Source organism: Ochrobactrum sp. BTU2, from assembly GCF_024539785.1.
GTDB lineage: Bacteria > Pseudomonadota > Alphaproteobacteria > Rhizobiales > Rhizobiaceae > Brucella > Brucella anthropi.
Map to the genome: position 1 here is coordinate 712,625 of NZ_JAHWRG010000002.1, position 12,846 is coordinate 725,470.

A 12,846-nucleotide genomic window follows, 5' to 3' on the forward strand; every position below is an offset into this window, starting at 1 on the left:
TCATGGCTAGCGATAACGGGATCAAACACTTTATCGACCTCTCTGCTGTTCCGGCATCGGAACTTCGCGCTATCATGGAAGACGCCAAGGCGCGCAAGGCGCGCCTGAAGGCGGGAGAAATCGAACGACCGTTCGCAGGCAAGGTGCTTGCGATGATCTTCGAAAAGCCTTCCACGCGCACGCGTGTGTCGTTCGATGTCGGCATGCGCCAGCTTGGCGGCGAGACGATCATGCTGACCGGTTCGGAAATGCAGCTCGGGCGCAGTGAAACCATCGCCGATACGGCGAAAGTTCTGTCGCGCTATGTTGATGCGATCATGATCCGCACCACATCGCATGAACGCATGCTGGAACTTGCCGAATATGCAACTGTTCCGGTTATCAATGCACTGACGGACGATACGCACCCTTGTCAAATCATGGCTGACGTTCTTACATATGAGGAACATCGCGGCCCGATCAAAGGCAAGACTTTTGCCTGGATGGGGGACGGTAACAACGTCCTCCACTCGCTGGTTGAAGCTGCGGCGCGTTTTGATTTCAACGTCAATATCGCAACGCCGGAAGGCAGTGAACCCAAGTCGCAATATGTCGATTGGGCGAAAGCGAATGGCGCGAGCATCATGTCTACCATCGATCCGGAAAGAGCGGCGAACGGCGCAGATTGCATCGTGACCGATACGTGGGTTTCGATGGGGCAGGAAGATCATGCCCGCGGCCACAACGTTTTCATGCCCTATCAGGTCAATGCGCGACTGATGGCAAAAGCTGATCCGAAGGCGCTTTTCATGCACTGCCTGCCTGCACATCGCGGCGAGGAAGTGACGGATGAAGTGATCGATGGACCACAATCGGTCGTATTCGATGAAGCGGAAAACAGGCTCCATGCCCAGAAAGCCATTCTGGCCTGGTGTCTGCAAAGCCGCGATCTGGGAGCATAATTTGGCTGACAAGACCAGCAATGAGCATACCGAAGTCGAGAACATCCAGGTCAATCTGGGCGATTTCGACTTCGCAGGCGATGACGCCGTTGTGCCCTTTCAGGTGGAAGGACTCGACGTGCGTGGTCGCGCGGTTCAGCTTGGCGCGAGTATCGACGGCATTCTGAAACGCCATAACTATCCGGAAGAAGTGGCCCGCCTGCTGGCGGAAGCGACGGTGCTGACCGTATTGCTTGGCACGTCGCTCAAATTTGAAGGCAAGTTCATCTTCCAGACGCAGTCCGACGGTCCCGTCGACATGCTGGTGGTCGACTTCCGCACGCCGCGTTCGGTGCGCGCCTATGCACGTTTCGACGAGGAACGGTTAAAGGAGGCGGTTGCCGCCCACAAGACGAAGCCCGAGGAACTGCTTGGACGGGGCACACTCGCCTTCACGGTGGATCAGGGCGCTTATACTCAGCGCTATCAGGGCATTGTTGCGCTTGATGGTTCGACGCTGGAAGAAATCGCCACGACCTATTTCCGTCAGTCGGAACAGATTCCGACTGATCTGAAACTGAGCGTTGCCAAGCTTGTCGAACGCGGTGCTGATGGTAAGCCAGTGGAACAGTGGCGTGCTGGCGGGCTGATCATTCAGTTCCTGCCGGAATCCGAACTGCGTGCACGCATCCCCGACCTGCCAGGCGGTGATGAGGATGAAGCCGAAGTCGCCTTTCATCCCGAAGACGACGCATGGGACGAAGCCCGTTCGCTGGTTGGAACGATCGAAAGTTCTGAACTGACGGACCCGCAGGTCGGCTCCGAGCGGCTGCTTTATCGTCTGTTCCATGAACGCGGCGTGCGCGTCTTCGACTCTGTGCCTGTGCTGGACGAGTGTTCGTGCTCGCGGGACAAAATTTCCGGTGTGCTGTCAGGTTTTACAGCCGAGGAAATTGCAGAGAGTGCGGACAACGGCAAGATTTCCGTGACCTGTGAGTTCTGCTCGAAACGCTATGAGTTCGATCCGGCGGAATTCGCGCCAAAGTCCTAGGCTTTATTACAGCTGAGAAAATGGCTTGTTACCACTGGTGGCGAGCCATTTTTTATGACCAACCTAATTTAAAGTTCGCCTTTGTTCCGGAATATCCAGCGAGAACGCGGGTATATCGACTTCGAACAAACTGCCGCCGTTGCCCTGCATCTGATAGCGCCCGACCATGACGCCCGATGTAGTGGTCAACGGGCAGCCCGATGAGTATTGAAAAGAGTCGCCTGGTTCGAGTGTTGGTTGTTCGCCGACCACGCCCGGCCCGCGCACTTCCTCGACATACCCGTTCGCATCGGTAATCTGCCAGTAACGCGAACGAAGCTGTACGGTTTCCGTGGAGTTGTTGGCAATCGTTATACGATAGCCCCAGACATAACGGTTTTCTTCGGGCTCGGACTGGTCTTCCAAATAGAAAGGTTCGACCGAAACTTCGATCCCCCGCGTTACCGCTCTGTACATGCGCACCCGCCCTACATTCACATCGGCCTTGGCACCTTGAGATCAGATAAAACCGGATCGCAATGATGCTTTGCATTGAACGGTTTGCCGATTCTGTTCATGGGCACCGTTGTTCGCCCCACCTATCGCTAAAGTTGCGGGGGAGGTCAACAATTCGGCACGTCAAATGAACGGCATTTGCCGAAATGTTCCGGCAAATGCTCAGTTTTAGCCTTTGTTTGCAGCCTAAATGCCACAATATAGCTATGTGTTTGCTTAGCGCGCGGCCTTCAGCGCTTCTTCTACATCCTCGACGAGATCATCCGTATCTTCGAGGCCAACCGAGATACGCAGGAGGCCGTCCGTGATAGCGAGTTCAGCTTTCGCCTCGTCGCTGAGGTTCTTGTGCGTCGTGGTTGCCGGGTGAGTAATCAGGCTTTTTGCGTCACCCAGATTGTTGGAGATGCTGAAAACCTGCAACGCGTTCTGGAACTTGAAGGCTGCTTCCTTGCCGCCGTCAAGTTCCAAAGCAATGAGGGTCGAGCCGCCGGTCATCTGCTTGGCGATGATGTCGGCCTGCGGATGGTCTGCCCGTCCCGGATAGATCACGCGCTTCACGCCCGGTTTGTTTGCGAGGAAGTCGGCAACCGCAGTCGCCGATAGCGTCTGCTGGCGCACGCGCACGGCCAGTGTTTCAAGACCCTTCAGCATGATCCACGCGTTGAATGGGCTGAGCCCCGGACCGGTGTGACGGAAATAATCCTGCAGGGTGTTTTCAATCCATTCGCGGTCGGAGAGGACTACACCACCAAGGCAGCGTCCCTGACCGTCGATATGCTTGGTCGCAGAGTAAACGACGATATGCGCGCCCAGCTCCAGAGGCTTCTGGAAAAGTGGTGTGGCAAAAACGTTGTCGACGATCAGTTTGGCGCCCGCTTCATTGGCGACCTGTGCAACGGCAGCAATGTCGATGATTTCGAGCGTCGGATTGGACGGGCTTTCAAGGAACATGACCTTGGTGTTCGGGCGAACAGCCGCTTTCCAGTTTTCAATATCGGAGCCGTCGATAATCGAGATTTCGACGCCATATTTCGGCAAGATAGTCTCTACGATGTAGCGACAGGAGCCGAAAACGGCGCGGGCAGAAATCACGTGATCGCCCGCCTGCACCTGACACAGGATCGCAGCTGCGACCGCCGCCATGCCGGATGCGGTTGCACGGGCTTCTTCGGCGCCTTCCAGCGCGCACATGCGTTTTTCGAACATGTCGGTGGTCGGGTTGGCATAACGCGAATAGATGAAACCCGGATCCTCGCCCTTGAAGCGCGCTTCGGCGGCTTCGGCATTCGGATAGAGGAAGCCCTGTGTCAGGAACATTGCTTCTGACATTTCGGCAAATCCGGAACGCAACGATCCGGCATGCACGAGCTCAGTTGCAGGGCGAAACTTGCGGGTATTCTCAGTCGTCATTTTTCCAACCTGTCGAAAGCTGGTCGGCCGGGGCAGGATAGTCGAGCCTCGGCGGCCAATAAAAAACCGGCCTTGCGAACACGCAAAAGGCCGGTAACGAACCGCGGCCTTTTTTAGCGAATTCTTTAACGTGGCTGCAAGCCGGCCGGCCAAATCACCACGGAACACATTTTCATTATGCCTGTTGAGTAGAGCCGTCAATGCCGAAACCGCCCCTTTTCGGGAAAAGCGCATCCCGCATGCCGTGATAATGCTTGGATTCCTGCGGAAAACCCGGTTTCTAGCTGCTGGAAGGGTTGGCATTGACGCCGCGAGCAGTCAATGGTCTTTGTCAAGCAATGCTTAGAGCATGTCTCCCGAAAGTGGGAACCGGTTTCGGGATAAAGACATGCGTGAAAACAAGAGATTAAAGCATGTCGCTTGAACACGATAAAGCACGACGTGCTTTAGGCTACGGAGTATCGGGGTAATGATGCAGAAAGATGCTGGAATTCTGGCGGATGCGGATATTTCCGCGCTGTTTGAAAGCGGTTTGCTGGCGTCTCCACGCCCTCTTGATCCCGATCAGATACAGCCTGCAAGCCTCGATCTGAGGCTTGGCGCAAAGGCCTATCGTGTCCGCGCCTCCTTCATGCCGGGGCCAGGCACACCGGTCCTGGAAAAGCTGGAACGACTGAAACTGCACGAGATCGACCTGACCGCAGGGGCAGTTCTTGAGACCGGCTGCGTTTATATCGTTCCGCTCCTCGAAGGGCTGGCGCTGTCGGCGGACCTGTCGGCATCGGCAAACCCGAAAAGTTCAACGGGACGCCTCGATATCTTCACCCGCGTTATCGCGGACGGAGCGCAGGAATTCGACAAGGTGCCTGCGGGATATAATGGCCCGCTTTATCTGGAAGTCAGCCCACGCACATTCCCGATCGTCGTGCGCACGGGATCGCGCCTGTCGCAGATACGCTTCCGCAAGGGGCGGGCCCAGCTCGACGAAGCTGAACTCGCCGCACTGCATCATGCCGAAACACTGGTTGCTGCGGAAATGCCGAATATCTCCGGCGGCGGCATCGCCCTTTCGGTCGATCTTTCGGGCGGTCCTGACCGGCTGATCGGCTATCGCGGCAAGCACCATACGGCTGTGGTCGATGTGGACAAGCGCGCAGCGCACGACGTTCTCGACTTTTGGGAACCGATCTATGATCGCGGCGCGCGCGAACTCGTGTTGGATCCGGATGAATTCTATATTCTCGTCTCACGCGAGGCCGTGCATGTTCCCCCGCTTTATGCGGCGGAAATGACGCCGTTTGATCCGCTGGTTGGCGAATTCCGAGTTCACTATGCAGGCTTCTTCGATCCGGGTTTCGGGCACAGCGCTGCGGGTGGAACCGGCAGCCGCGCCGTTCTGGAAGTTCGCAGCCATGAGGTTCCGTTCATTCTGGAGCACGGGCAGATCGTCGGGCGTCTGGTTTACGAACACATGCTGCACCGCCCATCTGCGCTTTACGGTGTCGACCTCGGCTCCAACTATCAGGCGCAGCAGTTGAAGCTTTCCAAGCATTTTCGTTGACTGTATTAGCCTCCTCCGAGCAGATATAGTTCTGGGTGGAGGAGACCGACCTAAGTGACAACTGGAATCGAACGGGATCAGGACGGGAAGCTTCAAGCGACAACGGATGCCCCGCAGCGCAGGCTATCGGTCGGCATTGTTGCGCTACCGGGCTTTACGCTGAGTGCGCTCAGCCTTTTCCTCGATCCTTTTCGCCTTGCTGCCGATGATCGCGACAAGAGCCGTCAGATACGCTGCGCATGGAAAATCTGCGCGCTATCAGGAGACCCCGTAACCTCCAGCTCCGGCATGGTGATCGAGCCGACGGCCCCCATGGGAGAACTCGACGATTGTGATTATGTTGCCGTTGTCGGCGGGCTGCTTGCACAGTATCGGCCGAGGCAGCAGGCACTGATCGATATCATCAAGCGTGCGGACCGGCGCGGCAAGACCGTAGTCGGTCTTTGTACTGCCGCCTTTCTGCTGGCGGAGGCCGATCTTCTGCCGGACCGCAATTGCTGCGTCAGCTGGTTCCATCGTGACGATTTTCTGGAGCTTTTCGACGGTTATACAGCCGATACGACCAGCCTGTTTCACCGCAGCGGAAGACATTTCACCTGTGCTGGCGGGCTTGGTACGGCGTCGCTGGCGCTTTCAATCATACAGAACGAGATTTCCGAGGAATTGGCGCGCAAGAGCGCATCCATCCTCATGATCCCTTATGAGCTTGTACGTTCCGAACAACCCGCTCTGAGTTTCAACGGTGTACGCTCGCCGATGATCCGCAAGGCGATCCGTATTTTTGAGGAAACGCTGGAAGACCCGGTGCCGATGATCGATGTCGCGCGACGATTGGGAATTTCTGTCCGCCAGATGGAGCGTGGTTTCAAACTTGCCCTTGAGCGAACGGCATTCGAGGTTCGCGAAGAACTTCGGGTTAAAAAGGCCAAGGAACTTTTATCCGAAACAGGTCTGTCCCTGCTGGAAGTGGCCGTTGCAAGCGGTTTCACCGATACGCGCAGCATGAACCGTTCATTTTCGCGGCAAAAACAGAAAGCTCCGCGAGATTACCGCAAACAGCGATAAACGAGTGTGGAACTTGCGAAGGCTGCACGGACAGCCTATTTCTTGCGCGATGAATCTGTCGCTTTGACCAATAACCACTCAGGAGATTTGCATGTCGGATGGTGTGAACCGTTTTCTTGGCGATACCCCCGCCCGTGTCCTGATCAAGCTGGTGCTGATCTCGCTGGTCGTCGGCGTGGTCATGAGCGCGTTTCACTGGACGCCTTATGATATTTTCTATGGCATTCGCGATTTCTTCCTGCGCCTGTGGAATATGGGCTTTTCGGCAATCTCAGGTTTTGTCGATTATCTGATCCTTGGGGCGGCTGTCGTCATTCCTGCCTTTATTTTGCTCCGTATCCTCAGCTACCGGAAATGAACTCAATTCGGTAATTGGATAGCTCAGACAGGCAATGCAGCAAAAACAAGGATTAACACTTAACCGGCGCGGCTTTCTGGTCCTCGCCGGTGGGGCGCTGGCGGTGTCGGTCGTGCCATTGAACATGGCGCTGGCTGCCGGAGACAATGATCCCACCCCGATTTTCAACGCTATTCGCAAGGCAAATGGTCTGCCTTTGATGGCGACCGATTCCAAGCTCGAGCAAGCCGCGCTTTATCAAGCAAGGCGTATGGCGAGTTACGGAAAGATCGGCCACAGCGTCGGTTGGGGCAATGGCTTCGTCGCGCGACTGCGCCAGGCGGGTATCCGCGGACCAGCCGCCGAAAACGTGGCCTCGGGACAGCGTGATACCCAAGCCGTCTTCGACGCATGGATGAAATCGCCGGGCCATCGCAAGAACATGCTCGATCCGACATTCGAGCATTATGGCCTTGCCTGGGCTACGCCTGAAAACAAACCCACTTACATATATTGGGCCATGATGTTGGGTCTTTAACATTGCTGTTTCTCCTGACAGTTCGCTGTCAGGAACTGCGACAATGCGGTGGCCGAATTATCTGTAGTTTCGATTGATTCCAGAGTAGATGATCTTCATCAGAGGGAATGCATTCGGGACAAGCATTATGGATCAGTCGCTGCAACGTGTTGGTGGCGTAACAAGGCCGTTCGACGTAACGCACCGGATGGTGATGCTGATCGCCATTCCCATGACGCTTGCTGCAATCACGACGCCGCTTCTCGGACTTGTGGACATGGGCGTTGTCGGCCAGATGGGACAGGCCGAGCTGATCGGCGGTCTGGCGATCGGCGCGCTGGTATTTGACTTCCTGCTATCGATGTTCAACTTCCTCCGCTCCGGCACGACTGGACTTGTGGCGCAGGCCGTGGGTGCGGAAGATGCAGTGGAAGAACAGGCGATCTTCTGGCGCGCAATCATTATCGCGGTGGTAGCCGGCAGTCTGATGATCCTGTGCCTGCCGATCATCATCGCTGTCTCGTCCACTTTCATGCATCCAACTTCCGCCACGCAGGAAGCCATGGCGACCTATGTGTCGATCCGCATGTTGTCGGCACCGGTTGCGCTGATCAATTATTCGATCCTCGGGCTGGTTCTTGGCCGCGGACAGGGCCTTTTCGGTCTCGGTCTTCAAGTGCTGCTCAATGGCATCAATATAGTGCTCTGCATCATCCTCGGTCTTGAAATGGGCTGGGGCGTCACGGGGGTTGCCTGGGCGACAGTGACTGGTGAAACGGTTGCCGCTCTCGTCGGCATGTTCATCGTGCTGAGGCATTTCCGCAAGGATGCATCCCTGCGTCCGAACCGGGCACGCATCTTTCAGAAGCAAGGAATTTTGCGCATGTTCGCGGTCAATCGCGACATCATGATCCGTTCGTTCCTGCTTCTGACTGCCTTCGCGTTTTTTACGCGGGCGGGATCCGACCTTGGGACGGTCACGCTTGCGGCCAATGCCGTCTTGTTGAACTTCTTTCTCGTTGCCGGTTTCTTTCTGGACGGCATGGCGGCGGCTGCCGAACAGATTGTCGGCCGGTCGATCGGAGCGCGTTACAGCCCGGCCTTTGTGCGGGGTGCCAAGCTCACTTTCGTGTGGGGGCTGGTCATGGCGAGCATCATCGCCTTTTTCCTGCTGGTGTTCGGCGATGCCATCATTGGGCTTCTGTCCAAGGCGGAAGACGTTCATGCCGAGGCTTTGAAATATCTGCCATGGGCGGCGCTGACAGGCATTACGGGGCTGCTGGCCTTCCATATGGACGGGGTCTATATCGGCGCCACATGGTCGCGCGACATGCGCAACATGATGTTTCTGTCGCTCGCACTCTTTATGGTTGTTCTTTATGCGGCAAAGCCCGTGATGGGCAATCACGGGCTTTGGCTGGCTCTCAATCTGTTTCTGTCTATCCGCGGCGTTACGCTTCTGGCGATTCTTCCGCGACGCTATCGTACAGAATTCATCGCTTGATCATGCAGACAGTTCGCGCCGGGCCCAGTCTTTGGTGTCCCGGTCGCGCAGTGCGGCGATGTTGGTAACGCCCTCACGTTTTACAGCGGCGGACAGGCCGCGCACGATTTCAGCAGGCAGGTTCGGGCCGCGATAGATCAGGCCCGTATAAAGCTGGACGAGATCGGCGCCTGCCTTGATCTTCGTCAGCGCTGTCTCGGCGCTATCCACGCCGCCGACACCGATCAGCGGCATGTCAGGACCGACGCGCTCGCGCATCCGGGCAAGGACGATGGTGGAACGGTCGAAAAGTGGGGCACCGGAAAGCCCACCTGTTTCATCACGATTTTCTGCGCTTTTCAGTCCGGCGCGTGAAAGTGTCGTATTGGATATGATGATGCCGTCCAGCTTCTGTTCGGTTGCCTCGGCGGCTATATCGTCCAGTTCTTCATTGGTCAGATCGGGCGCGATCTTGAGGAAAACCGGACGCTTCAGCGTGCACATCTTGCCTTCTTCGTTTCGGGCTTCCAGTACCCGGCTCAACAATTCACGCAGGCTGTCGCGAGCCTGAAGATTGCGCAGACCCGGAGTGTTGGGCGAAGAGATGTTGACCGTGAAATAACGTGCCAGCTGATAGAAGCGGCGAATACCGGCAACATAATCGGCGATGCGGTCTTCGGCATCCTTGTTGGCGCCGATATTGACGCCCACGATACCGCTCTTGCCTGCACGTTGCGACAGGCGCTTAAACGCCGCATCATGGCCTTCATTGTTGAAGCCAAGACGATTGATAACCGCTCTATCTTCAACGAGGCGGAAAATGCGCGGGCGTGGATTGCCGCTTTGGGGGCGCGGTGTGATGGTGCCGATTTCGGTGAAGCCGAAGCCCAGTTTCAGCAATGCATCCGGGACTTCGGCGTTCTTGTCATAACCCGCCGCCATGCCGAGCGGATTTGGAAACTGCAGGCCGGCAACCTTGACGGAAAGAGCCGGATCGTTTGGCGCGCCGCAGGTGACAAGACCTGTCTTCAGGCCAGCGATGGAAAGGCCGTGTGCCTGTTCCGCATCAAAGGCAAAGAGGGCACGTCGCCCGAGAGTTTCAAAAAGCCCGCTCATTAATCTTCCAGCTCCGGAAAAATGTGAAGACCATCATCGCCCAGTGGCAAGGGTTCAACCTTCAAAACAGCTGCAAGCGGCAGCTCGCCGTAAAGATGAGGAAACAGGGCTCCGCCGCGTGAAACTTCAAATTTCAATGCTGCTCCAAGCGCGGAAGCGTTCACACTGATCAGAAGCAAATCCTGTTGGCCCGCAAAATGCTTGGCTGCCGTTTCCCGCACCTGTGTTGCAGTAGAGAAATGGATATAGCCGTCGGCAATATCAACCGGAGCCCCGGTAAAACTACCAGCCTGTTCTGCTTGTGCCCAAAGGTCGCGCGGAGCGATCTTATAGATGATCTCATTGGTCATAGCTGCTCTCTAGACCGAAATTCTTCGGAAATCAAAGTCCCGCATGTTCGATTTTCGTCGTAAACGTCCCATATGATGGGGACATCTCAAAGAGAAGCTGAAGGGAATTGCATTATGTTGAACAGAAAGACACTGATGGTTCGTAATCTGGCTGCTGTTGCTCTTCTCGGTTCAGCGCTTGCTCCAAGTGTTGCATTTGCGCAGGAAAACGGGCGTTATCGGCTGGAAGGCACGGAAACCGGTTATGTCCGCCTGGATACACGAACCGGGGCGCTCTCGACCTGCACGGAGCAGCAGGGACAACTCGTCTGCAAGATGGCGACCGAAGATCGCGAAGCTTATGAGAACGACATTGCCGACTTGCAGGATCGTCTAGAGAAGCTTGAAGACAAGGTGTCCGCTCTTGAGGGGAAGGGCGGAAGTGCCGCTTCTGGCCTGCCGACCGGACAGGAATTCGAGCAGTCCATGAGCTATATGGAACGCTTCATGCGTCGCTTCATGGATATTGCGAAAAGTTTCGACAGCGAGCCGGAAAGCCCGAACAAAGAAACTGCGCCGGGCGGTCGGACCTGACGATAAAGAAAAAAGGCGCCATGCGGCGCCTTTTCATTAGAGCATTTCCAACAAAAGTACGAAGCGGTTTTGCGTAGGATAATGCGTAAAAACAAACAGATAGAGCGGAAGCGCGAACGAATGTGAATGCTTTCCGCTCTATTGAGCGAAACGCTTTGTCGCTTCGATCAGTTCATGGGTGATGCCGGGCTCTGTGACGGCGTGCCCTGCATCCTCGACGGTTCTGAGATCGGCTTCGGGCCACATCTTCTTCAACTGCCAGGCATTGATAAACGGCGTGCAGACATCATAGCGGCCATGCACGATCACACCAGGAATATGCCGGATGCGATCGACATTGCGCAGAAGCTGGTCATCGGAATCGAGGAAGCCGCGATTCTGGAAATAGTGGCATTCGATACGCGCAAAGGCGATCGCGTACTGATCTTCGCCAAAGGCGTCGACGCGGGCCGGGTCGGGCAGAAGCGAAATGACCGAGCCTTCCCAGCGCGCCCAACGTCGCGCTGCTTCAAGCTGCACCTGCGGGTCACGATCAGTCAGGCGCTTGTAATAAGCGGCGATCATATCGCTGCGCTCGGCTTCCGGGATATGCTCCTGATAAGCCTCGAAATGGTCCGGAAATAGAATGCTTGCGCCGTTGGAATACATCCAGTCGACTTCAAAACGACGGATCATGAAGATGCCGCGCAGAACAAGCTCGGCCACGCGATCCGGATGGGATTGCGCATAGGCAAGGCCAAGGGTCGATCCCCAGGAGCCGCCGAAGACCTGCCACTTCTCGATGCCGAGATGCGCGCGAATATGTTCCATATCCGCCACAAGGTCCCATGTCGTGTTTTCACGCAGTTCCGCATGCGGGGTCGAACGACCGCATCCGCGCTGGTCGAACAGGATGATGCGATAGCGCTCCGGGTCGTGCAGACGGCGCATGGTCGGTGTGATGCCGCCGCCGGGGCCGCCATGGATCATGATGACCGGCTTGCCGTCCGGGTTGCCGCATTGCTCGACATGGATTCGATGCAGCGGAGAAACCTGAAGCATCTCTTCCTTGAACGGTTGGATTTCTGGATAAAGCGTATTGCGCGTCATGAAATGCCTTTTTGGTTCCCTTCCATTAGGCTGGTCGGGCCGCTCTTATGTTATTTTCGACACCAGCCTAACATACAATGCGGCCAGATGGCGGCAATGCGTATTGTGAAAACGGGTTAGCAACGTGAATTTTGGTTGCCCAAGCCAAAAAACGGCATAAAACGGAGTGGTTGGCTGATTGGCCTGCACCGCGAGGGGAGGAGACCTGAAACAATGGCGCGCGAGGCACATGCATTTCATCATTGCTGACGATCACCCGCTTTTCCGGGGCGCACTCAGGCAGGTCCTTTCGGGACAGTCGCAGAGTGTTGAAATCATCGAAGTCGGCGATTTTGACGCCGTCAAGAAACTGGTCGGCGAACGAGAAGATATCGATCTTCTACTGTTGGATTTGACGATGCCGGGAGGAACCGGGCTTTCCGGTCTGGTGACGTTGAAGGCCTTGCAACCGGCGCTTCCGGTTATCATCGTCTCGGCGACTGACGATGCCGCCACAATCCGTCATGCTGTCGAGCTCGGCGCTTCCGGTTTCATCTCGAAATCCGCCAGCATGGAGACCATTGGCGAGGCCGTGCGTGCCGTTCTGGCTGGCGATATCTGGACACCTGCCGATATTGAGCTGGATCATCCGCACGACCCTGAAATTGAGGCTCTCATTGCGCGACTGCGTACATTGACGCCGCAGCAGACGCGTGTGTTGACCATGCTTGCCGAGGGTCTGCTGAACAAGCAGATTGCCTATGAGCTTGGCGTGTCGGAAGCCACGGTCAAGGCGCATGTTTCGGCGGTGCTGCAGAAACTTGGGGTCGACAGCCGCACGCAGGCGGTCATTCTTCTGTCACGCATCGGCAATGATGCCCTGAGCACGGATTGAATGAC

General features: G+C 56.3%; 14 protein-coding genes and 1 riboswitch. Of the genes, 9 read left to right on the forward strand and 5 right to left on the reverse strand.

What is annotated here, in order from left to right; genetic code table 11:
* The first annotated feature begins 2 nt into the window (after window positions 1-2).
* A complete protein-coding gene (gene argF / locus KWJ32_RS08090) occupies window positions 3-941 on the forward strand; it encodes an ornithine carbamoyltransferase (protein ID WP_010658216.1) in 939 nt (312 codons plus the stop codon).
* Window position 942: 1 nt separating this feature from the next.
* Entirely contained in the window at window positions 943-1,971 is a 1,029-nt protein-coding gene (locus KWJ32_RS08095; protein WP_010658217.1) for an Hsp33 family molecular chaperone, read from the forward strand.
* Between the two features lie 63 nt (window positions 1,972-2,034).
* Here the strand turns inward: KWJ32_RS08095 and apaG are convergent, their stop codons facing one another.
* Together apaG and KWJ32_RS08105 are read right to left on the reverse strand one after the other, a co-directional pair.
* A complete protein-coding gene (apaG, locus tag KWJ32_RS08100; protein WP_010658218.1) occupies window positions 2,035-2,427 on the reverse strand; it encodes a Co2+/Mg2+ efflux protein ApaG in 393 nt (130 codons plus the stop codon).
* 255 nt (window positions 2,428-2,682) lie between these two features.
* Window positions 2,683-3,876, reverse strand: a complete 1,194-nt coding sequence (locus tag KWJ32_RS08105) for an O-succinylhomoserine sulfhydrylase (RefSeq protein ID WP_256885963.1) — start codon at window positions 3,874-3,876, stop codon at window positions 2,683-2,685.
* A gap of 91 nt (window positions 3,877-3,967) precedes the next feature.
* Window positions 3,968-4,047, reverse strand: a riboswitch (SAM riboswitch).
* 298 nt (window positions 4,048-4,345) lie between these two features.
* Here KWJ32_RS08105 and KWJ32_RS08110 point away from each other — a divergent pair.
* From KWJ32_RS08110 to KWJ32_RS08130, 5 genes are all read left to right on the forward strand, one after another.
* Complete coding sequence (locus KWJ32_RS08110) at window positions 4,346-5,437, forward strand: 2'-deoxycytidine 5'-triphosphate deaminase (RefSeq protein ID WP_010658220.1); 1,092 nt, start codon at window positions 4,346-4,348, stop codon at window positions 5,435-5,437.
* A gap of 54 nt (window positions 5,438-5,491) precedes the next feature.
* On the forward strand, window positions 5,492-6,502 hold the full coding sequence (locus KWJ32_RS08115; protein ID WP_010658221.1) for a GlxA family transcriptional regulator: 1,011 nt from the start codon (window positions 5,492-5,494) through the stop codon (window positions 6,500-6,502).
* Between the two features lie 91 nt (window positions 6,503-6,593).
* On the forward strand, window positions 6,594-6,860 hold the full coding sequence (locus KWJ32_RS08120) for a DUF6460 domain-containing protein (RefSeq protein ID WP_010658222.1): 267 nt from the start codon (window positions 6,594-6,596) through the stop codon (window positions 6,858-6,860).
* 34 nt (window positions 6,861-6,894) lie between these two features.
* Entirely contained in the window at window positions 6,895-7,377 is a 483-nt protein-coding gene (locus KWJ32_RS08125) for a CAP domain-containing protein (protein ID WP_010658223.1), read from the forward strand.
* Window positions 7,378-7,504: 127 nt separating this feature from the next.
* Window positions 7,505-8,860, forward strand: coding sequence for an MATE family efflux transporter (locus KWJ32_RS08130; protein WP_036585993.1), 1,356 nt, complete (start codon window positions 7,505-7,507; stop codon window positions 8,858-8,860).
* Here KWJ32_RS08130 and KWJ32_RS08135 read toward each other — a convergent pair whose 3' ends face one another.
* Together KWJ32_RS08135 and KWJ32_RS08140 are read right to left on the reverse strand one after the other, a co-directional pair.
* Window positions 8,861-9,955, reverse strand: coding sequence for a quinone-dependent dihydroorotate dehydrogenase (locus KWJ32_RS08135; RefSeq protein ID WP_010658225.1), 1,095 nt, complete (start codon window positions 9,953-9,955; stop codon window positions 8,861-8,863). It lies immediately after the preceding gene.
* Window positions 9,955-10,305: a DUF952 domain-containing protein gene (locus KWJ32_RS08140; protein ID WP_010658226.1), complete on the reverse strand. Its 351-nt coding sequence runs from the start codon at window positions 10,303-10,305 to the stop codon at window positions 9,955-9,957. The genes KWJ32_RS08135 and KWJ32_RS08140 overlap by 1 nt, the downstream gene beginning before the upstream one ends.
* 114 nt (window positions 10,306-10,419) lie before the next feature.
* On the opposite strand from KWJ32_RS08140, the gene KWJ32_RS08145 reads away from it, so the two are divergent.
* Window positions 10,420-10,878, forward strand: a complete 459-nt coding sequence (locus KWJ32_RS08145) for a hypothetical protein (RefSeq protein WP_036563275.1) — start codon at window positions 10,420-10,422, stop codon at window positions 10,876-10,878.
* A 138-nt stretch (window positions 10,879-11,016) separates the two neighbouring features.
* Here KWJ32_RS08145 and pip read toward each other — a convergent pair whose 3' ends face one another.
* Complete coding sequence (gene pip, locus KWJ32_RS08150) at window positions 11,017-11,967, reverse strand: prolyl aminopeptidase (RefSeq protein ID WP_010658228.1); 951 nt, start codon at window positions 11,965-11,967, stop codon at window positions 11,017-11,019.
* A 229-nt stretch (window positions 11,968-12,196) separates the two neighbouring features.
* On the opposite strand from pip, the gene KWJ32_RS08155 reads away from it, so the two are divergent.
* Window positions 12,197-12,841 (forward strand): response regulator transcription factor, encoded by a 645-nt coding sequence (locus KWJ32_RS08155; RefSeq protein WP_010658229.1) that lies wholly within the window; start codon window positions 12,197-12,199, stop codon window positions 12,839-12,841.
* The last annotated feature ends 5 nt before the right edge of the window (window positions 12,842-12,846 follow it).

Excerpts from the sequence above, each read along its gene's own strand:
- argF (WP_010658216.1), top strand. The coding sequence starts at position 3 with ATGGCTAGCGATAACGGGATCAAACACTTTATCGACCTCTCTGCTGTT.
- apaG (WP_010658218.1), bottom strand. The coding sequence starts at position 2,427 with ATGTACAGAGCGGTAACGCGGGGGATCGAAGTTTCGGTCGAACCTTTC.
- KWJ32_RS08105 (WP_256885963.1), bottom strand. The coding sequence starts at position 3,876 with ATGACGACTGAGAATACCCGCAAGTTTCGCCCTGCAACTGAGCTCGTG.
- KWJ32_RS08110 (WP_010658220.1), top strand. The coding sequence starts at position 4,346 with ATGATGCAGAAAGATGCTGGAATTCTGGCGGATGCGGATATTTCCGCG.
- KWJ32_RS08120 (WP_010658222.1), top strand. The coding sequence starts at position 6,594 with ATGTCGGATGGTGTGAACCGTTTTCTTGGCGATACCCCCGCCCGTGTC.
- KWJ32_RS08125 (WP_010658223.1), top strand. The coding sequence starts at position 6,895 with ATGCAGCAAAAACAAGGATTAACACTTAACCGGCGCGGCTTTCTGGTC.
- KWJ32_RS08130 (WP_036585993.1), top strand. The coding sequence starts at position 7,505 with ATGGATCAGTCGCTGCAACGTGTTGGTGGCGTAACAAGGCCGTTCGAC.
- KWJ32_RS08135 (WP_010658225.1), bottom strand. The coding sequence starts at position 9,955 with ATGAGCGGGCTTTTTGAAACTCTCGGGCGACGTGCCCTCTTTGCCTTT.
- KWJ32_RS08140 (WP_010658226.1), bottom strand. The coding sequence starts at position 10,305 with ATGACCAATGAGATCATCTATAAGATCGCTCCGCGCGACCTTTGGGCA.
- KWJ32_RS08145 (WP_036563275.1), top strand. The coding sequence starts at position 10,420 with ATGTTGAACAGAAAGACACTGATGGTTCGTAATCTGGCTGCTGTTGCT.
- pip (WP_010658228.1), bottom strand. The coding sequence starts at position 11,967 with ATGACGCGCAATACGCTTTATCCAGAAATCCAACCGTTCAAGGAAGAG.
- KWJ32_RS08155 (WP_010658229.1), top strand. The coding sequence starts at position 12,197 with ATGCATTTCATCATTGCTGACGATCACCCGCTTTTCCGGGGCGCACTC.